The sequence below is a fragment of the Seonamhaeicola sp. ABD4_340 genome (assembly GCF_056312135.1).
In genome coordinates, this window is sequence record NZ_CM149981.1 from 2,291,095 (window position 1) to 2,314,978 (window position 23,884).

The 23,884-nt window shown below is 32.0% G+C and carries 25 protein-coding genes and 1 tRNA gene; 15 read left to right on the forward strand and 11 right to left on the reverse strand.

The annotated features are described in order from the left end of the window. Positions 1-53 precede the first annotated feature (53 nt). The 4 genes from ACYX4H_RS09870 (at position 54) to ACYX4H_RS09885 (ending at position 3,308) form a co-directional block, all read left to right on the forward strand. Complete coding sequence (locus ACYX4H_RS09870; RefSeq protein ID WP_476236082.1) at positions 54-734, forward strand: Crp/Fnr family transcriptional regulator; 681 nt, start codon at positions 54-56, stop codon at positions 732-734. A 65-nt stretch (positions 735-799) separates the two neighbouring features. Further along, the gene (locus ACYX4H_RS09875) at positions 800-1,669 is read left to right on the forward strand and encodes an anti-sigma factor (protein WP_476236083.1); all 870 of its coding nucleotides are present in this window, start codon (positions 800-802) and stop codon (positions 1,667-1,669) included. A 101-nt stretch (positions 1,670-1,770) separates the two neighbouring features. Continuing rightward, a complete protein-coding gene (locus tag ACYX4H_RS09880; RefSeq protein WP_476236084.1) occupies positions 1,771-2,346 on the forward strand; it encodes a TlpA family protein disulfide reductase in 576 nt (191 codons plus the stop codon). Next, positions 2,346-3,308, forward strand: coding sequence for a D-2-hydroxyacid dehydrogenase (locus ACYX4H_RS09885; RefSeq protein WP_476236085.1), 963 nt, complete (start codon positions 2,346-2,348; stop codon positions 3,306-3,308). The genes ACYX4H_RS09880 and ACYX4H_RS09885 overlap by 1 nt, the downstream gene beginning before the upstream one ends. Here the strand turns inward: ACYX4H_RS09885 and ACYX4H_RS09890 are convergent. Genes ACYX4H_RS09890 through ACYX4H_RS09910 form a run of 5 tightly spaced genes read right to left on the reverse strand, consistent with a single transcriptional unit; the run spans position 3,301 to position 7,712 of the window. Next, on the reverse strand, positions 3,301-3,996 hold the full coding sequence (locus ACYX4H_RS09890) for a lycopene cyclase domain-containing protein (protein WP_476236086.1): 696 nt from the start codon (positions 3,994-3,996) through the stop codon (positions 3,301-3,303). The two genes, ACYX4H_RS09885 and ACYX4H_RS09890, sit on opposite strands and share 8 nt — an antisense overlap. Beyond that, positions 3,993-4,448, reverse strand: coding sequence for a sterol desaturase family protein (locus tag ACYX4H_RS09895; protein WP_475294201.1), 456 nt, complete (start codon positions 4,446-4,448; stop codon positions 3,993-3,995). The genes ACYX4H_RS09890 and ACYX4H_RS09895 overlap by 4 nt, the downstream gene beginning before the upstream one ends. A gap of 9 nt (positions 4,449-4,457) precedes the next feature. Then, complete coding sequence (locus ACYX4H_RS09900) at positions 4,458-5,297, reverse strand: phytoene/squalene synthase family protein (protein ID WP_475294200.1); 840 nt, start codon at positions 5,295-5,297, stop codon at positions 4,458-4,460. Then, complete coding sequence (locus tag ACYX4H_RS09905; protein ID WP_476236087.1) at positions 5,294-6,763, reverse strand: phytoene desaturase family protein; 1,470 nt, start codon at positions 6,761-6,763, stop codon at positions 5,294-5,296. Before ACYX4H_RS09905 ends, ACYX4H_RS09900 begins: the two co-directional genes overlap by 4 nt. A 49-nt stretch (positions 6,764-6,812) precedes the next feature. Beyond that, a complete protein-coding gene (locus ACYX4H_RS09910; RefSeq protein WP_476236088.1) occupies positions 6,813-7,712 on the reverse strand; it encodes a MerR family transcriptional regulator in 900 nt (299 codons plus the stop codon). Positions 7,713-7,914: 202 nt separating this feature from the next. On the opposite strand from ACYX4H_RS09910, the gene ACYX4H_RS09915 reads away from it, so the two are divergent. The 10 genes from ACYX4H_RS09915 to ACYX4H_RS09960 all read left to right on the forward strand — a co-directional run bounded on the left by ACYX4H_RS09915 (position 7,915) and on the right by ACYX4H_RS09960 (position 17,232). Then, a complete protein-coding gene (locus tag ACYX4H_RS09915) occupies positions 7,915-10,176 on the forward strand; it encodes a tetratricopeptide repeat protein (RefSeq protein ID WP_476236090.1) in 2,262 nt (753 codons plus the stop codon). A 493-nt stretch (positions 10,177-10,669) separates the two neighbouring features. Next, positions 10,670-12,124 carry an arginine decarboxylase gene (locus ACYX4H_RS09920; RefSeq protein WP_476236091.1) on the forward strand — a complete coding sequence of 485 codons (1,455 nt, stop codon included), beginning with the start codon at positions 10,670-10,672 and terminating at the stop codon, positions 12,122-12,124. A 10-nt stretch (positions 12,125-12,134) separates the two neighbouring features. Beyond that, positions 12,135-13,076 carry an agmatinase gene (speB, locus tag ACYX4H_RS09925; protein ID WP_476236092.1) on the forward strand — a complete coding sequence of 314 codons (942 nt, stop codon included), beginning with the start codon at positions 12,135-12,137 and terminating at the stop codon, positions 13,074-13,076. After that, the gene (locus ACYX4H_RS09930) at positions 13,066-14,040 is read left to right on the forward strand and encodes a deoxyhypusine synthase family protein (RefSeq protein ID WP_476236094.1); all 975 of its coding nucleotides are present in this window, start codon (positions 13,066-13,068) and stop codon (positions 14,038-14,040) included. The genes speB and ACYX4H_RS09930 overlap by 11 nt, the downstream gene beginning before the upstream one ends. An 11-nt stretch (positions 14,041-14,051) precedes the next feature. Further along, positions 14,052-14,345, forward strand: coding sequence for a hypothetical protein (locus ACYX4H_RS09935; RefSeq protein ID WP_476236095.1), 294 nt, complete (start codon positions 14,052-14,054; stop codon positions 14,343-14,345). Continuing rightward, complete coding sequence (locus ACYX4H_RS09940) at positions 14,335-14,790, forward strand: NUDIX hydrolase (RefSeq protein WP_476236096.1); 456 nt, start codon at positions 14,335-14,337, stop codon at positions 14,788-14,790. Before ACYX4H_RS09935 ends, ACYX4H_RS09940 begins: the two co-directional genes overlap by 11 nt. A 117-nt stretch (positions 14,791-14,907) precedes the next feature. Beyond that, a complete protein-coding gene (locus ACYX4H_RS09945) occupies positions 14,908-15,696 on the forward strand; it encodes an RMD1 family protein (protein WP_476236097.1) in 789 nt (262 codons plus the stop codon). Positions 15,697-15,735: 39 nt separating this feature from the next. Beyond that, positions 15,736-16,482, forward strand: coding sequence for a TerC family protein (locus ACYX4H_RS09950; protein ID WP_476236098.1), 747 nt, complete (start codon positions 15,736-15,738; stop codon positions 16,480-16,482). 150 nt (positions 16,483-16,632) lie between these two features. Then, entirely contained in the window at positions 16,633-16,830 is a 198-nt protein-coding gene (locus tag ACYX4H_RS09955) for a hypothetical protein (protein ID WP_476236099.1), read from the forward strand. A gap of 90 nt (positions 16,831-16,920) precedes the next feature. Then, positions 16,921-17,232, forward strand: coding sequence for a hypothetical protein (locus tag ACYX4H_RS09960; RefSeq protein ID WP_475294188.1), 312 nt, complete (start codon positions 16,921-16,923; stop codon positions 17,230-17,232). Positions 17,233-17,280: 48 nt separating this feature from the next. Here the strand turns inward: ACYX4H_RS09960 and ACYX4H_RS09965 are convergent. Beyond that, positions 17,281-17,364: transfer RNA gene (locus ACYX4H_RS09965), tRNA-Leu, on the reverse strand. A 202-nt stretch (positions 17,365-17,566) separates the two neighbouring features. Between ACYX4H_RS09965 and ACYX4H_RS09970 the strand changes: the two genes are divergently transcribed. Next, the gene (locus ACYX4H_RS09970) at positions 17,567-18,283 is read left to right on the forward strand and encodes a hypothetical protein (RefSeq protein ID WP_476236100.1); all 717 of its coding nucleotides are present in this window, start codon (positions 17,567-17,569) and stop codon (positions 18,281-18,283) included. A gap of 86 nt (positions 18,284-18,369) precedes the next feature. Here ACYX4H_RS09970 and ACYX4H_RS09975 read toward each other — a convergent pair whose 3' ends face one another. From ACYX4H_RS09975 to ACYX4H_RS09995, 5 genes are read right to left on the reverse strand one after another with little or no spacing between them, the layout of a single operon-like run. Next, on the reverse strand, positions 18,370-19,935 hold the full coding sequence (locus tag ACYX4H_RS09975) for an alpha-L-fucosidase (protein ID WP_476236101.1): 1,566 nt from the start codon (positions 19,933-19,935) through the stop codon (positions 18,370-18,372). Between the two features lie 11 nt (positions 19,936-19,946). Continuing rightward, positions 19,947-20,405: a MaoC family dehydratase gene (locus tag ACYX4H_RS09980; RefSeq protein ID WP_476236102.1), complete on the reverse strand. Its 459-nt coding sequence runs from the start codon at positions 20,403-20,405 to the stop codon at positions 19,947-19,949. 20 nt (positions 20,406-20,425) lie between these two features. After that, entirely contained in the window at positions 20,426-21,496 is a 1,071-nt protein-coding gene (locus tag ACYX4H_RS09985) for a Gfo/Idh/MocA family protein (RefSeq protein WP_476236103.1), read from the reverse strand. 2 nt (positions 21,497-21,498) lie between these two features. Then, a complete protein-coding gene (locus ACYX4H_RS09990; protein WP_476236104.1) occupies positions 21,499-22,734 on the reverse strand; it encodes an ABC transporter substrate-binding protein in 1,236 nt (411 codons plus the stop codon). Then, positions 22,734-23,879 carry a CaiB/BaiF CoA transferase family protein gene (locus ACYX4H_RS09995; RefSeq protein WP_476236105.1) on the reverse strand — a complete coding sequence of 382 codons (1,146 nt, stop codon included), beginning with the start codon at positions 23,877-23,879 and terminating at the stop codon, positions 22,734-22,736. Before ACYX4H_RS09995 ends, ACYX4H_RS09990 begins: the two co-directional genes overlap by 1 nt. Positions 23,880-23,884: the final 5 nt, after the last annotated feature.

Sequence of the window (23,884 nt, forward strand, 5' to 3'; positions counted from 1 at the left end):
TAGTATTTATAATCTCGACATATATAATACTAACAAAAACAATTTATCTTAAAATGAAATCGCTTTGGTTTTTTGACGATGTAAACCTTTTTAAAGTATTATGTCCGCATAAATTTAAAGCCTTTAAGGCTCATCATGATTTTGATTGTTATAAAAAACAAGACTATATATATTTTGAAGAAGACTCTGCCAACAAAGTCTATTTAATAGAAAAAGGCAAGGTGAAAATAGGCTATTATAATGAAGATGGTAATGAAGTTGTAAAAGCCATTTTAACCCGTGGAGAGCTTTTTGGTGAAACTGCCATTTTGGGTGAAGACAAAAGAGCAGAATTTGCACAATCTGTTGATAATACAACCAGTATTTGTCCGGTTGGTGTAGAGACCATGCACGGTTTAATGCGAGATAACCAAACCTTCAGTTTAAAAATTTACAAACTCATTGGCTTCAAATTAAAACGTTTAGAAAGACGTTTACAAATTCTACTATTTAAAGACGCCAAAACAAGGTTAATAGAATTTTTAGATGAATTGTGTACAGATTATGGTTACGATTGTGAAAAAACAGGCGACAAAGTAATACACCACCCATACACTCAAAGAGACATAGCCTCCTTAATAGGTACTTCAAGGCCCACATTAAACATACTCTTAAATGAACTTAAAGAGGAAAATATTATAGAATTTGGCCGAAAAGAAATAAGAATTCATAAAAAACAGCTTAGTGTTAGGTAGCTAACATTTTAAAAACACGTTACAATATACTTTTGAATTATTAAATAATTTTAAAACATATTGTGATGATAAAAAAAGTATTTCTTGCAGTTTTAGCGCTAAGCATTTTAACGGTTTCATGTAGTGATGATGATAACCCAGTAACAACCTCAAGACTAACACTAGATCTTGACGGATTAGAAGCATTAGGTCCAGATTACGTTTACGAAGGCTGGATAATTGTAGATGGTAACCCTGTATCAACAGGTACATTTTCTTCAGTAAGTTTTCCGCAATCATTTACAGTAAATAGAACGCAGTTAGATGCCGCCACAACATTTGTGTTAAGTATTGAGCCAGCAGTAGATCCAGATCCTGCGCCAGCAGCAACAAAAATTTTAGCAGGCGATTTTTCAGGAAGCTCTGCCAATGTAAACTCAAATGGTATTGTAGCTAATTTTGCTTCGGCTACCGGAAAATATATTTTAGCAACACCAACAGATACTGATGATACAAACGAAGAAAGCGGCGTTTGGTTTTTAGATAACACAAGCGGTTCTGCTGTTGCTGGTTTAACTTTGCCAACATTAACCGATGGTTGGAAATACGAAGGATGGGTAGTTATTAACGGTACACCAATTTCAACCGGAACATTTTTAACCGCAAATGCAGCCGATGACAATGCAGCCACATCACCATACAAAGGTAATGATAACAACGGACCATCATATCCTGGTGAAGATTATTTACAAAATGCACCTGCAGGTTTAACATTTCCAACAGATTTAAAAGAAAAAACTATTGTAATTTCTGTTGAACCTAGCCCAGATAATAGCCCTGCACCTTTTACATTAAAACCATTAGCACATGTAGTACCAGCAAATGCCATGAACCACACAACTATTGCAATGGGTGATGGCCCTGTAAAAAGTTTGTCTGGTACAGTAAGCAGATAGGTAAATTTGTCTATGAGAAAGATGAATTGTTTTTTTTAGATTTGAAGCATGGTTTATTAAAACCATGCTTCTTTTTTTATAGCATAAAAAAATTATAGCCTATGGCATTTAAAAAACCAAAATATAAAGACTTGATATTTTTAGTAATTGTGGCACTTTTTTTTATACCACAAACTAGAAAACCTATTCAAGTATTTATAAATAAAGGGTTAGCGCTAATTAGTCCTTCAATAATACATTCTGAAAAACAAAAATCTATACCATCATACAACTGGAAGTTAAAAGACAAAAATGATGCTATTTTTAATTTTGAAACCACAAAAGGTAAAGTAGTTTTGGTTAATTTTTGGGCCACTTGGTGTCCGCCATGTATTGCAGAAATGCCCAGTATGCAAAAACTTTACAATGATTATAAAGATAAAGTGACTTTTGTTTTTGTTTCAGATGAATCTTTTAATAGCGTAAACCCGTTTTTAGAAAAAAATAATTATACTTTTAAGGTTTATCAGCCAATTACAAATTATAACAATCTTTTTAAGGTAAGTAGTATACCTAAAACCTTTTTAATAGATCAAAACGGCAACATAATAATTGAAAAAACGGGTGCTGCAAACTGGAATAGTAATTCAGTTAGAAATACCATTAATAATTTATTAGCAACAAAAAACAAAATATAGTGGATATAGTAGTTTTAGATGGGTATACGTTAAACCCTGGCGATTTAAGTTGGAATGCCATTTCTAAATATGGCAACTTAAAAGTTTATGACAGAACACCGTACAATACACAAAAAATAATAGACGCTATTGGCAATGCAAAAATAGTTTATACCAATAAAACGCCATTACCTAAAGCCGTTTTAGAAAATGTACCATGGGTTAAATTTATAGGTGTTTTAGCAACGGGTTACAATGTGGTTGATGTTGAGTTTGCAAAAAATCAAGGTATTATTGTTACTAATGTACCTGCTTATAGTACACAATCTGTAACGCAATTTACCATGGCTTTAATGTTAGAAATGTGTCATCACGTTGGCAATCATAGTAATGCTGTTTTTAATGGAGATTGGGTAAAGTCTGAAGATTTTTGCTTTTGGAATTCGCCATTAATTGAGTTAAGCGGAAAAACATTAGGTATTATAGGTTTTGGGCAAATAGGGCAAGCAGTTGCTAAAGTAGCACAAGCTTTCGGACTCCATATTTTAGTAAACTCTAGAACTGTTAAACCAGAGTTTGAAAGTGATACTTTACAGTTTACAGATTTAGATACCCTTTTTCAAAAATCTGATATTATAAGCTTACATTGTCCGCTTTTTGAAAGTACAAAAGGCATCATAAATTCAAATAATATTGAAAAAATGAAAGATGGTGTAAAAATTATTAATACAGCAAGAGGCGGTTTAATTGTTGAAAAAGATTTAGTAAAAGCTTTAAATTTAGGCAAAGTTTCTAGTGCAGCTTTAGATGTTGTTTCTGCTGAACCTATGGCAAAGGATAACCCGCTATTAAAAGCTAAAAACTGTATTATAACACCACATATTGCATGGGCGCCAAAAGAAGCACGTGCGCGTTTAATGCAAACAACAGTAAATAATTTAGAAGCCTTTTTAAACGGAAATCCTGTAAATGTAGTTAATTAGTATTAGGTTGTTTAGGTTTAAAATACGTCATTAAAACCAACGGAATTAGTATTATTGAAAACGCATAAACACTATCTTCAACTGGTATAGTAAAAAGCCTGAAGTTTAAATTTTGAGCATTATTGTACCAAACAACTTCGTTTTTAATAAAGCTTCCAGTTAAAATGCCATTCACAATAAAAAAAGGAATAAGCATTACTAAGAATGTTAAATAAAATTTACTAAGTAGGTGGGTATGTTTTTTTACTGCAAAAATTATTAAAATTAATGCTACCGTAAAATTTATTAGTGTATACCATTTGTTGTAGTTGTAAATAATAATTATGACGAAAATGAGCGCCAAAAAATAACTTATAAGTTTTGTTGTGCCAGTTTTTAGCTGCATTTTAGGAAAATAAAATAATAAAGCATAATGTGTAAAAACACAAGCATACGGAATGCAAATAAAAAATAACCACTCTTCAATTGGTAAATTAAAAAGTGTAATGCCTAAAAAATAAGTGCTGTTAAAACCCCAGAATCCTTTTGCTGTAAAAGCAATATCCCATGGAATAAAAATAAGCATTGATAAAAACAAGCTTATAAAAAGTGGTTTCCAAAGTTTATAAAATTTTAGTTTTGGATGAAAGCTAAATAAAAATGGAATACTTAAAGAGCCTAAATTTAAGAGTAGGTATAAGTAATTCATTTATAATTTTTAAAGTATTTAAATGGTACTAACAGCATGCCAAAACATTCACCATGTTCTTTACCAAGGTGTTTATGGTGCATTTTATGGGCTCTTCTTACGCCTTTTGCATACCAATTGTTAGCATTTCTAAATAGTTTAAAGCGTTGGTGTATAAAAATATCATGCACAATAAAATAGGCTAAGCCATAAGCAAAAATACCAACGCCAATAGGCAAGCCAATCCATAAAATATTATACTTCCAAAGTAAAAAGAAACCTATGCTAACTACTGCGTAAAAAATAAAAAAGAAATCGTTTCGTTCAAACCAGCTATTGTGGTCTTTTTTGTGGTGGTCTCTATGTAAACTCCATAAAAAACCATGCATAATATATTTATGGGTAAACCACGCCATAAACTCCATAAAGCAAAAGGTGCTTAAAAAAACTAATATCCACAGAAATGTTTGCATACTTAAAAATTACAATAAATTTAATTGATATTTTACATAACTACGCATTAAAAGTTCAATTTTTTTAGGGTTAGAAACTCTAATTCTGGTGTTTTTAATTTGTAATGCAGGTGTTTTTTGTAGTTTTTTGAGCAGCTGACTGTAATATCTGTATGCAGTAAAAACACCAAATTTGGCTTCAATAGGTAATTGTTTTATGCCGCTTAAGCCTTTGGCAAAATCTGCTTCAATATCATTAATAATATCTTGTTTAGAAGCTTCACTTAAATTAGCTAAATCTGTATTAGGAAAATAACTTCGGTTTAATTCATCAAAATCAGCTTTTAAATCTCTCAAAAAATTTACTTTTTGAAACGCAGAACCTAAAGCCATGGCACTGTCTTTTAAATCTTGATATTTTTTTTCATCGCCTTTAACAAAAACCTTTAAACACATTAGCCCAACCACATCGGCAGATCCATAAATATAATCTTTATATTCTTGGGTTGTAAGGTAGTTTGTTTTGTGCAAATCTAAACGCATACTTTTCATAAAAGCATCAACCAATTTTTTATCAATACTGTATTTATGGTAGGTGTATTGAAAAGCATTTAAAATAGGGTTTAAACTAATTTTTTGACTTAACGCTTTTTCTAAATCTTCGGCAAAGTCATCAAAAAGTTCTTGTTTGTTATAATCATGAAAAGAATCTACAATTTCATCAGCTAGTCTAACAAAACCATAAATATTATAAATATCATTTCTTATAGAATTGGCTAGCATTTTTGTAGCCATAGAAAATGATGTGCTGTATGTTTTAGTAACCGATTTACTGCAGTTGTAAGATACAGTGTCAAATAATTGTTTCATGATAATGGATGGTGTTTAGTTATTAATTCTGATACCTGTTTACCTGAAATTAATGATGGCGGTACGCCTGGTCCGGGTACTGTTAGTTGTCCTGTAAAGTAAAGGTTGCTAACTTTTTTACTTTTTAATTTAGGCCTTAAAAAGGCAGTTTGCAATAAGGTATTTGCCATACCATAGGCGTTGCCTTTGTAAGAGTTATAATCGTTAATAAAATCATTTACACAAAATGATTTTTTAAAAATGATATCATCTGAAACTTTTTGAGATGTTAGCTTCTCAAATCTAGTGATTATTTTTGAGAAATAAGTATCTCTTAAAACTCTATTATCTTCAATTCCAGGTGCTAAAGGAATTAAGAAGATACCAGCTTCTTTATTTTTAGGAGCGGTACTATCATCTGTTTTACTAGGGAAACTAGCGTAAAACAAAGGGTTTTCGGGCCATTTTGGGTTATCATAAATGGCGTTAGCATGTGTGTCAAAATCTACATCAAAAAATAAAGTATGATGCTCTACATTTTTTAATTTTTTGTTGAAACCTACATAAAATAGTAAAGATGATGGTGCAAATGTTTTTTTGCTCCAATACGTTTCAGAATATTGTCTGTATGGCTTATCTAAAAGAGTTTCGGTGTGATGGTAATCGGCACCACTCAGTACAATATCGGCAGTGTATTCTATTCCGTTAGACACAATTCCAGTAGTTTTTTTATTACTTACGATAATTTTGTCTACCGGGTTTTCAGTTTTTATAGTAACACCAAGCTCTTTAGCCAATTGCTCCATAGCTAAAATTACTTGATACATGCCTTTTTTAGGGTGAAATGTACCAAGGCCAAAATCGGCATAATTCATAAAGTTATAAAACGAAGGTGTGTTGCTGGGTTTGGCACCTAAAAATAATACTGGAAACTCTAAAATTTGTACCAGTTTATCATTTTTAAAAGCTTTTCTAACATCACTTTTTACACTACTAAAAAACTGATTTAATCTTTTAATAGTTGTTAATGAAACTAGTTCTAACGGAGACACACCAGGATTGTATACCAAGTCTTTTATAGCAATATTGTAATTGTCTTTTGCTTTGTTTATAAATTTTTTAAGCTGAATAGAGCTGCCTTTTTCAACGGTTTCAAAGGTGGCGCAAATTTTTTCTAAAGTATCTTCAATAGTAACATAATCGTTATCACCAAAGTAAACACTGTATGCAGGATTGAGTTTGTCTAATTGATAATAATCGGATGGTTTTTTGTTAAAATCTGCAAAGAAGCGCTCAAAAACATCGGGCATCCAATACCATGTTGGTCCAATATCAAAAGTGAAACCATCTTTTTTGTATTGTCTTGCCCTTCCGCCAATAGTTTTGTTTTTTTCAAAAATTGTAACGTTATAACCCGCTTTAGCTAAGTAACAACTTGCCGCTAAAGAGGAAAAACCTGAGCCTAAAATTAAAACTGTTTTTTTCATATCTGTTTAACAAATATAAAAAAAAGTTTAACAAAAATGTGTTTCGTAATTATAAATTAATAATTAAATCTTCAATGTTTTTAAAAAGGAAGGTGTTTTCGGGTAATTCTAAGTTGGTAAGGTTATTAAATTTAGGGCCAAGTAAAAACAACTGGTTGGTAGTGTTTTTTAGCAGTAAGTTATTAAAATCTTCAATGTAACCAGGTATTTTTTCAATTTCTGGGTTTACAGTAAAGTAAGTGATAAAAGTAATATCATTAAAAAATTCTAATACACTTTTTAAACTTTCAGCAGGTACACTTTCACCTAAAAAAATAGTGTGATAGCCTTTACTTCGTAATTGATAATTTATAAAAAGGAGGCCAATGTCATGTATTTCATTATCTGGTAAAAATAAAATATAGGTTTTAGAATCTGGTTTGGGTTCTAAACTCTGTAGCCTTTCAATGTTAAGTAGTATTTTTTGTTTTATATGAACAGATAAAAAATGTTCATGTGCGGGCGTTATGGTATTTGTTTGCCATAGCAAACCAATTTCAGTTAGTAAAGGTCTAAAAACAGTGTAAAATATATCACTGAAGGTTTTGTTTTCAATAAGGTTATTGTATGTATTGTAAAATAATACTTGGTCAAAGTTAATCATGGCTATTTTGAAGGCATTTATAGCATGATCTTCAACTTTAGCACGCGATGCTATTTCTCTAACTTTTACCGGAATTTCATCATCTGTTAATTTGGCAATTTTAGAAACTTTGTAACCATTATTGTTTAAAAATGAAATATTTAAAAGCTTTTGTAAGCTAGTAATGCTATATGTTCTAATGTTTGTATCTGTTCTATTAGGCGCAAGTAAGTTGTAGCGCTTTTCCCAAATTCTAATGGTGTGCGCCTTTATACCCGTTAAGTTTTCCAGGTCCTTAATGCTAAAATTTACTTGTATATTGTTCATTAATAAATAATAAATGTTAAACAAAAATAATGATTTGTTTCAAGATTTCATAAAAAAAAGGCATAAAACCATATTTAAGGGTTTTAAAACCATTTGTAATTTTAATAAATAAGAATGGCTTTAAATAAATACCTTTCTTTGCAATACGTTAGGTATACCGTATTTTTGACATAATTATTCATCATTTTGCACCAATTAAACTATGCATATAAAGAGGTCTTTTTTTAAAGTTATAAGCAGAAAAATATTTTTCTATCTGGTTATTATTTTCCTGTCATTATCTTGTAATAATAAAAAGCAAGAATATGTAGAAGCTAAAAAAGATAGTGTGTTTATTCCGGCAGACTTAATACCAGACGCTCATTTTTTAGGCGATAAAGCTTGTGCTGAATGCCATAAAGACGAAGTAAAAGAATGGAAAGGGTCTCACCATGATAAAGCAATGCAAATGGCTACAGAAACTACTATTTTAGGAGACTTTAATAATGCTACTTTTAAAAGTCAAGGTGTTGTTTCAAAATTCTTTAAAAAAGATGGTGATTATTATGTTAATACCGAAGGGCCAGATGGCAATAATCACGATTATAAAATAGAATACACCTTTGGGTTAACACCATTACAACAGTATATTGTGAAGTTCCCAAATGGGCATTACCAATGCTTAAGAACTGCCTGGGATACTGAAAAGAAAAAATGGTTTGATTTATATCCAGATTTTAAGGTAGTACATTCAGAGTGGTTACATTGGTCTAGAGGTGGTTTAAACTGGAATAATATGTGTGCCGATTGCCACTCTACAAATGTTAGAAAAAATTACACACAACAAAACCATAGTTATGATACTAAGTTTGCTATTATAAATGTAAATTGTGAAGCATGCCACGGCCCAGGAAAAGCTCATGTTGAGGAGGCCAAAAAGCAAGGTGATAAATACGTAGCTACCGATGGTATGTGGATGACAAGCAAAACACAACCCAAAGAATTGGTTGATCAATGCGCCAGATGCCATATGCGAAGAGAGCAATACTCTTCAAACTTTAATTTTGAAGGTACTATGCTAGATCATTACTTTCCGCAAATTTTAACCAATAATTTGTATTATCCAGATGGTCAAATACAAGACGAAGTATATGTGTACGGTTCTTTTGTTCAAAGTAAAATGTATCATAACGATGTTACCTGCACAAATTGTCACAATCCACATTCATTAAAACTTAAATTTGAAGGTAATAATTTGTGTTTGCAATGCCATGAAAAACCAAAGTATGATACGCCATCGCATCACTTTCACAAAGTAAATACAGATGGGGCTCAATGTATTAATTGCCATATGGATGGTAAAATTTACATGGGTAATGATTACCGTAGAGATCATAGTTTTAGAATTCCAAGGCCAGATCAAAGTTTAAAATACGGTACACCAAATGCTTGTACAAGGTGTCATACAGACAAAACCGATGCTTGGGCTTGGGAGCAATACAAAAAGCAATACGGTGAACCAGATGAAAATCACTTTTCAGATTTGTTAGCACCCGGCTTAACTGGTGAAGAAAACGGTTATCATAGTTTAGTAACACTTGCAAAAGATACTATTTACCCAGAGTTGGCAAGAGCATCAGCAGTTAGTGCTATGACAAATTATTACACAGAAGATGTTATAGATAATATGTTAGGGTTTCTAAATGATGATTCTCCAATTGTTAGAGGCGCTACCATTGATGCTTTAAGTGAAATTACTAATAAAGATTATGTTAAATATTTTATTCCGCTACTAAAAGATCCAAAACGCACCGTTCGCGTTAAAGCCTTTTTTGCTTTGGCGTATTTAGATGAAATGGAAATTCCCGAAGCATATAAAGACGCTTACAAAAAGGTAAAGAAAGAGTTTGAAGTACATTTAAATGTTACTGCAGATTTTGCTGGCGGACGCGCCAAACGTGGTGGTTATTATCTTAAAAAAGGAGATGTGCCAAATGCCATAAAGTCAATGGAAAGTGCTTTAGAAATTGATGGTTTAAACAATATAATAAGAAGTAATTTAGCAAATTTATACTACCGTAATGGGCAAGTAAAAGAAGCTGAAGAAGCCTTTAAAACCATTATAAAGCAAGAACCAGAATTTGCACAAACATACTATTCTTACGCGTTGTTATTGGGCGAACAAAACAGAACCCAAGAGGCTGTGAAACAAATGGAATTAGCCATAAAGTATATGCCAGAAAACATAAGGTTTTATTACAATTTAAGTTTACTTTATGATAAGTTAAATAACTTTAAAAAAGCCGAAGCTACAGCAGTTAGTGGTTTACAAAAGGCGCCTCAAAATGCCGATTTACTTTATGTTTTAGCCTATTTATACCAAAAAAGCAATCAAATACCAAAAGCACGAAACATTGCACAAAGGTTGGTGCAGTTATATCCTAACAATCAGCAGTATAGGGCAATGTTAAATCAGTTGCAATAAAAAAAATAGTAAAATACGGCTAATTAGCGTTTTTGTTAATTGTACTTGTAATAAAATACTTATTTTTTTGTTTAGGCAGTAGCTTTATTTAATAAAAAACAATTGTGAAAACCGAGTAAAATTAATGGTTTTCAGTGTTTTAAATATTTAATATTAAATTTTTAAAAATACTTTTTTTATTTAAAATTTTGTTTTTCATTTGCACCCTAAAGTTTGTATAAATAAACTTTTAGCTGAACAAATTGAAACCTGTTTTTATGTTCGGGCTTTTGAAAATTAGGAAGTCAATCTCAAAAGCTGCTTATGGTGTAAGTAACCGAAATTTAAAGCTAACTTCCGTAGTTAAAGTTATTACTTCACAGTATAGTTTGTGCTTTACACCAAAAGCGCAGTATCAAATTATGGTTTGATTAAAAGTTATTATGTCCACATTTTAAAAGGGTCACAGCTCTTTTGTACTTACATTTTAAAATAACTTTTTTACATTAAAATAATGAATACTAAATACGTTGATTTAATCAACCAAACTTTTGATTTTCCTCAGCCAGAATTTGCTTTGGAAAAAGACAAACTATTTTTTCATGATATAGACTTGAATAAGTTAGTAGAAGCCTATGGTACACCATTAAAGTTTACCTACCTTCCGCAAATATCAAACAACATAAACAGAGCCAAAACATGGTTTGATTCTGCCATAAAAAAATACAATTATAAAGGCGAATACAAATACTGTTATTGCACTAAAAGCTCGCATTTTAAGCATGTTTTAGATGAAGCTTTAAAAAATGATATTCATATTGAAACATCATCAGCTTTTGATATTGATATTGTTGAAAGCCTGAAAGCAAGCGGTAAAATAAAAGACGATACATTTATAATTAGCAACGGTTTTAAAAGAGCTCAATACATAACCAACATTGCTAGATTAATAAACAATGGTCATAAAAACTGCATACCAATTATTGATAATTACGAAGAAATTGATTTACTAAGTAATGAAATTAACAGTACCTATAATATTGGAATTAGAATAGCTTCTGAAGAAGAACCAAAATTTGAGTTTTACACCTCAAGGCTGGGTATTGGTTACAAAAGCATTGTGCCGTTTTACAACAAGCAAATAAAAAACAACCCTAAAGTAAAGTTGAAAATGCTGCATTTTTTTATAAATACAGGCATTAGAGACACAGCTTATTATTGGAACGAGCTTTTAAAATGTTTAAAAGTTTACATAAGCCTAAAAAAGGTTTGCCCTAGTTTAGATAGCCTAAATATTGGTGGCGGTTTCCCTATTAAAAACTCGTTAGCTTTTGAGTTTGATTATGAGTACATGATTGATGAAATTATAAATCAAATAAATGTAACATGTGAAGAAGAAGGTGTTGATGTGCCAAATATATTCACAGAATTTGGAAGCTTTACAGTAGGCGAAAGTGGTGGCGCCATTTACGAGGTGCTTTACCAAAAACAACAAAACGATAGAGAAAAATGGAATATGATTAACTCATCGTTTATAACAACATTACCCGATACTTGGGCTATAAATAAAAGATTTATAATGCTGCCAATAAACAGGTGGAACAGCTCTTACGAACGTGTTTTACTAGGCGGATTAACCTGTGATAGTGATGATTATTATAACAGCGAGCAGCACATAAATGCCATTTATTTACCAAAGTATGATAAAGAAAAACCGTTGTATGTAGGCTTTTTTAATACCGGTGCATACCAAGAAACAATAGGTGGTTACGGCGGTTTACAACACTGTTTAGTACCAGCACCAAAACATATTTTAATAGATAGAGATGCGCAAGGTAACATAGTAACAAAACTATACAAAGGCCAACAACAAAGTGAAGATTTGCTTAATATTTTAGGGTACAATAAAACACCTGAAACAAGCGAAACTGAAGCACAAGAAAATACAAAATTTAGTACAATTAGTTAGTAGGTAAAAAATGAAAACCAAAACTTACGCAGGCATTCCAGAAGAGTATGCAAAATTAGAACGTGCAAAAATAGTTCTAATCCCAGTTCCTTATGACGGAACTAGCACATGGCAAAAAGGCGCAGATAAAGGGCCAGATGCTTTTTTAAACGCTTCAGAAAACATGGAGCTTTATGACATTGAAACAGATACCGAGGTTTACAAAGAAGGTATTTATTTAGCAGATGCTGTTACAGAAAATGCATCGCCAGAAAGTATGGTTGAAGCTGTGCACCAAGTAACTAAAAGCTATATTAAAAAAAATAAATTTGTAACCATTTTTGGAGGTGAACACTCAATATCTATAGGTACAATTAGAGCATTTAATGAAGTTTACCAAAACTTAACGGTGTTACATATTGATGCGCATGCCGATTTAAGAAAAACTTACGAAGGTACAGCTTGTAACCACGCTTGTGCGGTATATGAAGCTAGCCAAAATACCAACTTAATTCAAGTAGGTATTCGTTCAATGGATGTTAAAGAAAAATCGGTAATGGATTTAGATAAAACATACTTTGCACACGAAATGGCAATTGATGATACTTGGATGGATTCAGCTATTGAACAAATGACAGATAACGTATTTATCACTTTTGATCTTGATGCCTTTGATCCTTCAATATTACCAAGTACAGGTACGCCAGAACCAGGTGGTTTATTATGGTATGAAACCCTAGATTTTTTAAAACAAGTGTTTGAAGAAAAAAATGTAGTAGGGTTTGATATAGTTGAACTTTGCCCTAATGAAGCAGAAAAATCGTCAGACTTTTTAGCGGCAAAATTATATTACAAAATGTTAAGCTATAAATTTCAAAATGAAGATGTTGAAGATGGCTATAACGATGATTTTAACAACAATAACAATAAAGTAAATAACTTTTCAAAATTTAACCAAGACGATGAGTACTAAAGGCGCTATTTCAAATTTCATAGAAAAATACTATCTGCACTTTAATGCAGCATCAGTAGTTGATGCCGCTAAAGCTTACGAAGATCAATTAAATAATGGTGCTAAAATGCTAGTGTCTCTTGCTGGCGCTATGAGTACTGCAGAGTTAGGTAAAATTTTTGCTGAAATGATTAGGCAAGATAAAGTGCATATTATTTCATGTACAGGGGCAAACCTTGAAGAAGATATCATGAATTTAGTTGCACATTCCCACTACAAACGCGTACCTAATTACAGAGATTTAACACCACAACAAGAGTGGGATTTGTTAGAAAAAGGCCTAAACAGAGTTACAGATACATGTATTCCTGAAGAAGAAGCTTTTAGAAGATTGCAAAAACACATACACGCTATTTGGAAAGAAGCTGATGATAAAGGCGAACGCTATTTGCCACATGAGTTTATGTATAAAATGTTATTATCTGGTGTTTTAGAAGAATATTACGAAATAGATTTAAAAGACTCATGGATGTATGCTGCAGCACAGAAAAATTTACCAATAGTTTGCCCAGGTTGGGAAGACAGTACAATGGGTAACATTTTTGCAAGCTACTTGTTAAAAGGAGAGCTTAAAGCAAGCACCATGAAATCAGGTATTGAGTACATGACATTTTTAGCAGATTGGTACACTAATAATTCTGAAAAAGGTATCGGGTTCTTTCAAATAGGAGGCGGTATTGCAGGCGATTTCCCAATATGTGTAGTACCAATGCTATATCAAGATATGGAAAGAACAGATACACCTTTTTGGAGTTATTTCTGTCAAATTTCAGATTCAACAACCAGCTACGGTTCATATTCTGGGGCAGTACCAAACGAAAAAATTACATGGGGTAAACTTGATATTGATACACCTAAATTTATTATTGAAAGTGATGCTACCATTGTAGCACCATTAATTTTTGCCTATTTATTGGGTATGTAATTATGAAAAATATGATTCGTAAAATTGTAGATTATCAAAAGTTAAACGAAGATATTTTAAACCTTCTTTTAGAAAAATATCCTGATGGGTATGGTGATAATGATGTAATCACGTTTAAAAACGCTAAAGGAGAAGTAGTAGAGGCTATTGAAGTTAAAACCGAAGATACCGTGTATCTTGTTAAAGTTGGGCTTAAACTTATAAAAGCTATGGAAGATTTTGCTGATGATTATGATCAAAACAATGATGATGATAGCAGTGATTCTGAAATGGCAGATATGGAGTTTTTAGAGGATGAAGACTAATAATTTATTTCATTTTAAGGTAAAAAAAAAGACGGTCAAAAAAATTGACAAGTCTAGACTTATAGCCTTCAATAATGACAATATTTTAGTTTTAGAAAAAATTGAAGGCAAAAGTAAATACTCTTTAGCAGGTGGTGTAAAAAAGAAAAAAGAGACTGATATTCAGTCTCTTATTCGAGAAACTTATGAGGAAATTGGAGTACAGCTTTTAAAAAAGAATTTGAGTTATTTTGTCTCAAAAAAGCAGGTTACCAAACAAAAACAAGAAATATATAAGCACTATTTTGTAGCTAATTTAAATATAGAAAACATTCAAGTATTTGAAATTCATAAATTTAAAGGCGCTAAATGGGTGCCATGGTATGAAGCCTTAGAATTTTTAGACAAGCAAGACAAACAAGTTGTAGCTTTATATTTTGGGCAACAAACTAAAAAAGTAGATTAAAGCATCACTAACATCAATACAAGTTTTCTGCAGCACTTTATTCAGAGAAGTTGAAACTTCAAAACACAATATAAAAAGCTTTAAAAGCAATGATGAGGTATTTACCTCGTAAAAACAATGGAAACAACAGCAAGTGCAATTCATATTGCCGAAATTATAGACATTCAGTCATTAAAAGGGGTTTTTAATTTAACACCTTTATACGCAGATAACGATGAGATTTTTTTTCAACTAAGTGAGCACAAATATTTATACGCCTTTAAGTACGGTATTATTTGTGTTTATAATTTTACTGAAGAAGAAACTACAGCGTTAAAACAAAAAATACACGCAACATTAAAAGGCGATGTTACAAAAACAACAATGGCAGAAACTATTGAAGTTGTTACAAATGCCAATACTTTTAAAATAGAGTTTGAAACCATTACAATACCAGATAGTGACTCTGAAAAACTACGTTTAATAATGTTAAACCTATCACAATCTGTAGCTTTAGATTTTTATTATAACATAGCCGAAAAATTATTAGAAGACACCAGAAGGCATACTAGTTTTCTTGAAGAACAAGGAAAACTTAATATTAATGGTAAAAAGTTAAAACGATACATTGGTAAAGTATTAAACATTAAAAACAAAATTTCTGAAAACTTATACATTTTTGAATCGCACGAATTAGCAACTGATGATGAAGATTTGAATAAGTTTAATTTAGAGCTTAAAAAGAAATTTGATTTAGTAGATAGGCACCAAATTATTCACCAACAAGTAGATATTGTAAAAGAAAATTTAGATCTGTTTAAAGACATTATGTTTCATAGTGAAAGCAGCAGATTAGAGTGGATTATCATAATTTTAATTGTAATTGAAGTAATAGACTTAATTATTTTAAAAATAATGAACATTTAAAAAGCCTTTTTATAACTTTAGTAACATAAAATTTTAATTATGGAATGGCTAACCTCTTCTGAAGCTCTATTATCATTACTTACTTTAACAATTATGGAAATTGTTTTAGGTATAGATAATATTGTGTTCATATCAATTCAAACAGATAAATTACCCCAACATCAACAAAAAAAAGGAAGAATTTTAGGTTTAGCCTTTGCGTTATTTACCAGGGTTATTTTACTACTGTCTATAACATGGGTGTTAACACTTACAAAGCCATTGTTTAATGCCGCTAATTGGTTCAATTTAACAGGAAGTTGGGTTGAAAGGTTATCGTTTTCTGGCAGAGATTTAATACTCCTTGTTGGAGGTTTGTTTCTGCTATACAAAAGTATTATTGAAATTTATAACATGTTAGAAGGCGAACATAAAGTTAAAGTAGGCTCAAAACTATCATTTGCTCAAACTGTTATTCAAATTGGGCTATTAGATATTGTTTTTGGTTTAGATTCTGTTATAACCGCAGTTGGTATGGCTTCGCATGTTGAAATAATGATTATTGCCATAATAATAGCCATGATTATTATGGTGTTTTCAATACATAGCATTAGTAATTTTGTAAATAAACACCCAAGCGTTAAAGTGCTAGCATTGTCTTTTTTATTACTAATAGGCGTGTCATTAATGGCCGAAAGTATAGATGAACCCATTGCAAAAGGGTACATATATTTTTCAATGGGCTTTTCAATGTTTGTAGTTATGTTAGTTATAAGGTTAAAACCAGGTGGTAATGCTACATTATAGTATTTTTTTAATAAGAAATTATAGCTACTACATAGTGGAAAAAAATAGCAAAAACACCTTGAAAAAAATGAAAAAAAAATACCAACTAATCAAAAAATAAATTACATTTATAGTCATGTTTGCCACTGGTTTTTAGGCAAGCAAAATATAATGAAACACATAGTTAAGTCTATATTTTTGGGTGTTTGGAAGTTAAGCTCAAAATGCGCTCATGGTGTGAGTAACTGGACTTTAGGTAATACTTCTTCAATTTTTAAAGTACAAGCACAAATATTGGCTTGTATGCAAGATATTTCAATTTTATTTAACTCTAATTTACCTTTAATACCTGTAAGATTAAAGGCTTAGTTAGTTGTTTCGTATTCAAAATCTAGCCCTTAATATTTAGGGTTGGCACATATCTATATACATTTTATTTAACAATTAATTTTTTAAACAATGAAAACAATTTGCATTTTATTATTAGCATTAATATCATTTAAAAACACAACAACTGCACAAGATTTAAAAACAGCAAAAGCTATTTTTGATGGTTATGAAGATGGTACTTACTATTTTACAGATAGTGAAGATGACGAAAAATACTATTCATTTGAAAAAATAGACGAAAGTATTTTAAAAACCTACGATTTAACAAGCAAAAAATACGATGGTAAAGTTTTTAATATTACCTACAAAATTGAATCTGAAAAAGATGAATTTGATGAGTATTATGATGTTTGGGTTATTGTAAAAGTAGCTTTGTTGTAAAAAAAGAAAAGGGTAGATTTAAAATCTACCCTTTTTAATTTAATGTAGTGCACACGAGAGGATTCGAACCTCCACGTTCTTAAGAACACTGCCCCCTCAAGGCAGCGCGTCTACCAATTCCGCCACGTGTGCTTTATTGGTGGCGCAAATATATAAATAACTACCTAATCAACTTCATAATGCACAAATCATTTTTTTAAAGTGGCGTAAATAAAATAGCTCTTTTAAATCATTTATTCTAGCTATTAAAACATTTGTGATACTTAAAATAAGTATTAAAATTTAGTTTTGAAATTAAAACAGAACTAACAAATTATACATAAAACAACAAATAATGAAGTTGAATAATTACTTAAAAGTTGTCATTTTAATATCAAGTTTAATAGTTTTTAACTGTGGAGGAAGTAGTGGAGGAGGAAGTGATGATGAACCTACACCTGAAGAGATTTTACCACCTGATGCAGCCGTTTTAACATTTCCTGAAAAAGATGAAGAGTGTAATGAAGGTACAGTAATTTCAGAAACAGAAAGCCGTATTACTTTTCAATGGAACACTTCAGCAAACACCAATAGTTATACTTTGGTATTAAAGAATTTAGACACTGATGAAACATCAGAGAATACAACATCTAATAATTCAATATCATTAACAATACAAAGAAATACAGCCTATTCTTGGAGTGTAGTTTCAAAATCTAATAAAACAACCACAACAGCTACTAGTGAAACGTGGAAGTTTTATAATGCAGGTGAAGGTGTTGAAAATTATGCGCCATTTCCAGCAGAAGTTATAGCTCCAGCTATGGGTGCAGAGGTTGCTGCGCCTGTAACATTAAGTTGGTCTGGTAGTGATGTAGATAATGATATAGCATCTTATGATGTGTATTTAGGCACTACTAACCCGCCAACAACATTACAAGAAACTACTACAAATACAACTATAGAAAATATAGCATTAACAGCAAATACTGTTTATTATTGGAAAGTAATCACTACTGATGAAAGCGGTTCTAGTTCTCAGTCTCAAGTTTTTGAGTTTAGAACTGAATAGATTACAGTAGTATTTTTGTGTTGTCAAAAAAAAATCCAGAGTAATTTTACTCTGGATTTTTTATTGTTTTATTTTATAAATATATTTTAGAAGTTAAATTTGAATGTATAAGCATGATTACCAGATTTTTTAGGAAGTTTAATATGTAAACCATCAACTTTAACTTCAAAATCTAAATCATCTTCACCTCCAATAAAATCAATGGTTTTTATAGGTTTCTTTAAAAGTGTATTGCCTTTTTTAAATGATTTGATTACCAGATTATTACTTTCAGGCCAATCTAAAGCTATAGCATAAAGTGTTTCGCCTTTAGTTGTAAACCTAATATCTTTTGCAGTGTTATCATCATTGTTGCGTTCACTCAAATGACCTTCAACAACTTTGGCATCACCTTCTCCATAAATTTCAAATGTACGTGTGCCATAAATAGCTTCACCATTAACCTTTAACCATTGCCCCATTTCAAGTAAACGCTCTTTTACAGGCTCTGGTATTGTACCATCTGCTCTTGGTGTAATATTTAAAAGTACGGCACCATTTTTACTAACCACATCAACTAAAAAGTCAATTAAACGGTTGGTAGATTTATAATCTGGATTACTAATATGGCTCCAAGATTTCCAGTCAATAGAGTCATCTGTAAGCCATGGGAAATCTTTTTTTTCGCGCATTCTTGCGCGTTCTAAATCATATACGGCACTACCTTTTGCAAAATCATAAAATTTATAAGTAGATACTACTTCTTGGTTTTTCTTTTCAGCTTCATTGTAATAATATTGTAAAAATCCTTTTCGGTGTTCTTCGCTAATAATATCCATTTTATTATCAAACCACACTAAATCGGGGTTATATTTGTCAATAATTTCTTTTAAGCGGTTTAACCATTCATCATTAAAAGCTTTATCAGCCACAGGGTAATAAGACTCAATTCCGTTATCAATGTCGTGTTTGCTACGCGGCATTTTGTTATCGCCTTTTTTTAATTTTGGTCCATAAAGCCCTGCGTATTTAGGGTTTGAAGCGTCTGTTGTTTCATCCCAAGTAGGGTACCAACCAAATAACCAATGGCGGTGGTATGTAGCAATAAATTTCATATTACGTTTACGAATTTCTTTAGCTAACTCACCCATTACATCACGTTTTGGTCCCATGTCTTTGGCGTCCCATTCTGTTAATTCACTATCCCACATAGCAAAACCATCGGCATGTTCAGATACGGGGCCTGAAAATTTGGCACCTGCTTTTTCAAATAAATCTGCCCACTCAACAGGGTCAAATTTTTCGGCTTTAAACATAGGTATAAAATCTTTGTATCCAAATTCGTTTAAAGGGCCATAAGTTTTAACATGGTAATCATGTATTTTGTGTGCTTTTCCGTTTCTGGCCTCAGGATTATCTTTGTTTACATACATCCAATGTGCGTACCACTCGTTTTCATAAGCAGGAACACTGTATGGTCCCCAATGGCAATAAATACCAAATTTGGCATCTAAAAACCAATCTGGGGTTTTGTGTTTTTTTAAAGATTCCCAATCAGCTTCATAAGTAGCTTTGACTTCTTTTTTGGTTTCATTAGCCTCATCTTGTGCTTTTGTTTTGTTATTACATGAAAACAATGTTGTTACAAGTAATATTATTAATACCTTATTCATGTGTTTGGTTTTTATTGGTTTTTAGGGTGTTCTTTTTTCTTTGCTAATAAAATATGATCGCACACCAAAACAAGTTCATCATTTTGGTTAAAAATTTCTACATGCTCATTTACATGACCCAAGTGAGCATGTTTAGAGTCTTTTTTTTCTGAAATTGTAACAACAACTCTAATGGTATCACCAATATGTACTGGTTTTACAAACCTAAGTTTGTCATATCCTTTAGAAAAAGCTTCGGGGTTAATTTCTGTAGCTGTCATACCAATACCTACGGCAAAAGTTAGGGTGCCATGGGCAATACGTTGTTTGAAAGGCTGGTTTTTGCACCACTCGGCATCCATATGGTGAGGGAAATAATCGCCGGTGTGTCCTGCATGAACAACAAAATCTGTTTCGGTAATGGTTCTTCCTAGGGTTTCTCTTTTATGGCCTAGTGTATAATCTTCAAAAAATTGCGATTTTATATGCATATTAAAACTTTTTAATTCTATTAAACATTGTAATTTGGAGTAACGCCACCGTTGTTGTTAGATTCGTATGCGGCTTCAACTATGGCCATAGAGTGTATAACATCCTCAACACTTGTATGTAATTCTTTTGAAGATCCTTCAGCATAACGCATTAATGAGGCCATTGTGCCTACAAAAGCATCTGGGAACCACGAGCCTTCTAAAGGAACTTCAACCCATTTTGGAGCTTTTCCTTCTTCAATTAAACAATATTGAAATAAGTCTGGTTTTCCGTTAGGGTAATCTAGCAATAAGCCAATGCGCGCTTTTATGGCGCCTTTAGTGCCTTCCCATTTTACAAAGCTTTCTTGATTTTTTTCTCCAAAATTATGATCGTGATTGGTGTTTATAATGGCACGCATAGCATCACTATAATCCATGATAGTTGTGGTTCTGGTAGAAGACATTGTTTTGGCAGGATTTTTTAAGGTTTTTGAATACACCTTTTTTGGGTTGCCTAAAAACGAACGAATTAAGTCTATATAATGAATACTGTGTTGCTGAATTTCTAACCGTGGATGATTTACAACATTAGGAAAATACTCCCAAGGTGTATAAATTGAAAGTCTAATTTCAAAATCATACAGCTCACCAATTAATCCTTTTTCTATCATATATTTTGCAGCCATAACGTAAGGAGCAAATCGCATTTGGCAGTTAATGGCAGCAATTAAATTTTTTCTGCGGCAAACGTTTAAAATTTCTAATGTTTGCTCGTAATTGTCGCCCATGGGTTTTTGAATTAAAACGGCAGCATTATTGGGCAATAATTCTAAAGTTTTAACAAATTGATTAGGCATTAATGTTAGATCAAACACTGCGTTTTCTGGTGCATTGGCTACCATATCTTCTACAGAATCATAAACATTTGGAATATTGAAAGTCTTTGCTAAGTCAATAGCACGTTGTTTGGTTCTGTTTGTAATGCCAGCAACGTTAAATCTTACTTTTTTATAGGCAGGTAAGTGTGCATCGCGTACTATACCACCTGCGCCAATAATGTAAATGGGTCTGTTTTCATTTGGTAATTTTGGTTTGTAAACTAAATCCATGATTAAATATTTTCTATTTTATTTACTTTTTCTTGAGCCTGGTTTAATATAGTTTCAATGTTTTTTGATGTGTTTATAACATCTAAAACCAAAGCATCAATAACATTAGCAATGCTAGACCAATTTGATTTTCTTGGTAAAGATTTTGTGTTTTCGTGAAGTGTTTCTAGTTTATGATAATAAGGTACTTCATTATTAACATCTGTATCATGCCATGTAGATTTTCGGCATCCAATGGCGCCTTCTAAAGTAAGTAGTTTATCGTTTTCTTGGTTTACGGCAAATTTTATAAATTCATAAGCTATATCTTTATTTTTACTACCACTACCAATAACATACATCCAATAGGCATTTAATGAAGTGCCCATACCGTTAGGGCCTGCAGGAACATTGGCAATATCAACTTTACCTTTTACTTTTGAAGTTTTTAAAAATTCGCACATTGAAGCAAAACCAAACCAGTTAACCATCATGGCTAAGTTGCCATTTGCAAAAGCCATACCTGATTTTACTGAATCAAAATCTCTTGATTTTGGGTGTATTGCATTGGTGTTTTTTAAAGCTTTACGGTAAAATGTCATGCCTTCAATAGCGGCTTTTGAATTTAGTTTTATGTTTTTGTTATGGTCGAAAAGGTTGCCACCACGTGTCCAAAGTTGTAGGCAAAAATCAAAAACAGTATTGTGCCCATCAGGATAAGCAGCAAAGGTTGTTCCGTATAAGTTTTGTTCTGGTCTGTTAAAAAATTCAGCAACTTGCATTAAATCATCCCAAGTTTTAGGAATTTCTAAAGGTTTGCCGTAAGTGCTGTAAAAGTTAACACCTTCTTCTATAGATTCAAATAAATCTTTTCTGTATATTAAGCATTCAGGCCCGTCATGAAATGGTAGAGCAACAATGTTGTTATCAAACTCTTGTTTATAGCGAAGCGAATGTGACCAACCGTTTGGGAAGTCTTCTGGCGGATTATTTTCAATATACGATGTTAAATTTTCAATGGCATTATTGCTGTAAGCTTCGGTAATCCAATCTGTATTTATAAGCGCTATATCCCAAAGCCCTTTTTTTAACCCTTCTTCTTTTAAAATGGTATCGTATAGCGGATGAAGATCTAACGGAACAGCTTCAAGTTCTAAATCTGAACCAATTTGATAGCAAAAATTATCCCATATTTTGCTAATGGCCGATTCAAAAGCATCAAATTTTCTAACTGCTATTCTAAGTTTGTTTTTCTTCATTATGCTTTTATCAATTCATTTAAGATGGCTTCAGTGTGTTCTCCCAAGGCGGGAGAACCAACGGTTGACTTTAGTACTTTTCCATCTATTTTTATTGGGCATCGGGTGGTTTGGTATTTAAAACCATCGCCCATAACAACTTCTTGTATCATGTCTAGTACTTTAAAGCCTTCAAGTTCAAAAAGTTCATCCCAATGCATTATTTTGGCACACCATATATCTGCTGGTTCTAAAATAGATAGCCAATGTTCAGAGGTGTTTTTAGATAGTGTTTCGGCTAGTAAATCTTTAATTTCATCTCTTTGGTTATACCAACTTTCTACGTCTTGAAATGCTGTTAGTTTTTCGTTGCCTAATAATTCGCCTAAAAAAGGAATAGAACCCATAGCCAATGATAAGTAACCATTGCTGGTTTTATAAACACCATAAGGTGCGCCTAAATATGCGTGTGCACTATGGCGTTTTGGGCGTTCGGTTGGTTGCCCACCATCATGATAAAATGTGGTGATAGATTCAAATTGAAAATCTAGAATAGATTCTAGCATACTAACCGATATTTTACTGCCTTTACCCGTTTTTATACGGTTTAGTAATGCGGCTAAAATACCTTGTACTAAATGTCCGCCAGATAAAATATCAACAATAGCAAGACCAACAGGTGTAGGGCCATTACCTTCGTTGCCGTTTAGCCAAGTTAAACCAGATAACGATTGTAATAGTAAATCTTGACCGGGTTTAGTTTTCCAAGGGCCTTCTGTACCGTAACCAGAAATTTCGCCATATATAATTTTAGGGTTTATTTTTTTTATGGTATCATAATCAAAACCAAGTCTATCTATAACACCAGGGCGAAAGTTGTGTACTAAAACATCGGCTTTTTCAATGAGCTTAAGTACACGTTGCTTGTCGGTTTCATTTTTTAAATCTGCTTGAAAGCTTTCTTTATTCCTGTTAATGGCTCTAAAAACTGATGATTCGCCATTTAAAATAGTGTTTGAAACATATAATTGACGACAAATATCACCTGTTTCTGGGCGTTCAACTTTTATAACTCTAGCACCTAAATCGGCTAAACGTAGGGTTGCTGAAGGTGCAGATAAAAACTGACTTAAATCTATAATTAATATATCTTGTAATGGTTTCATTGGGC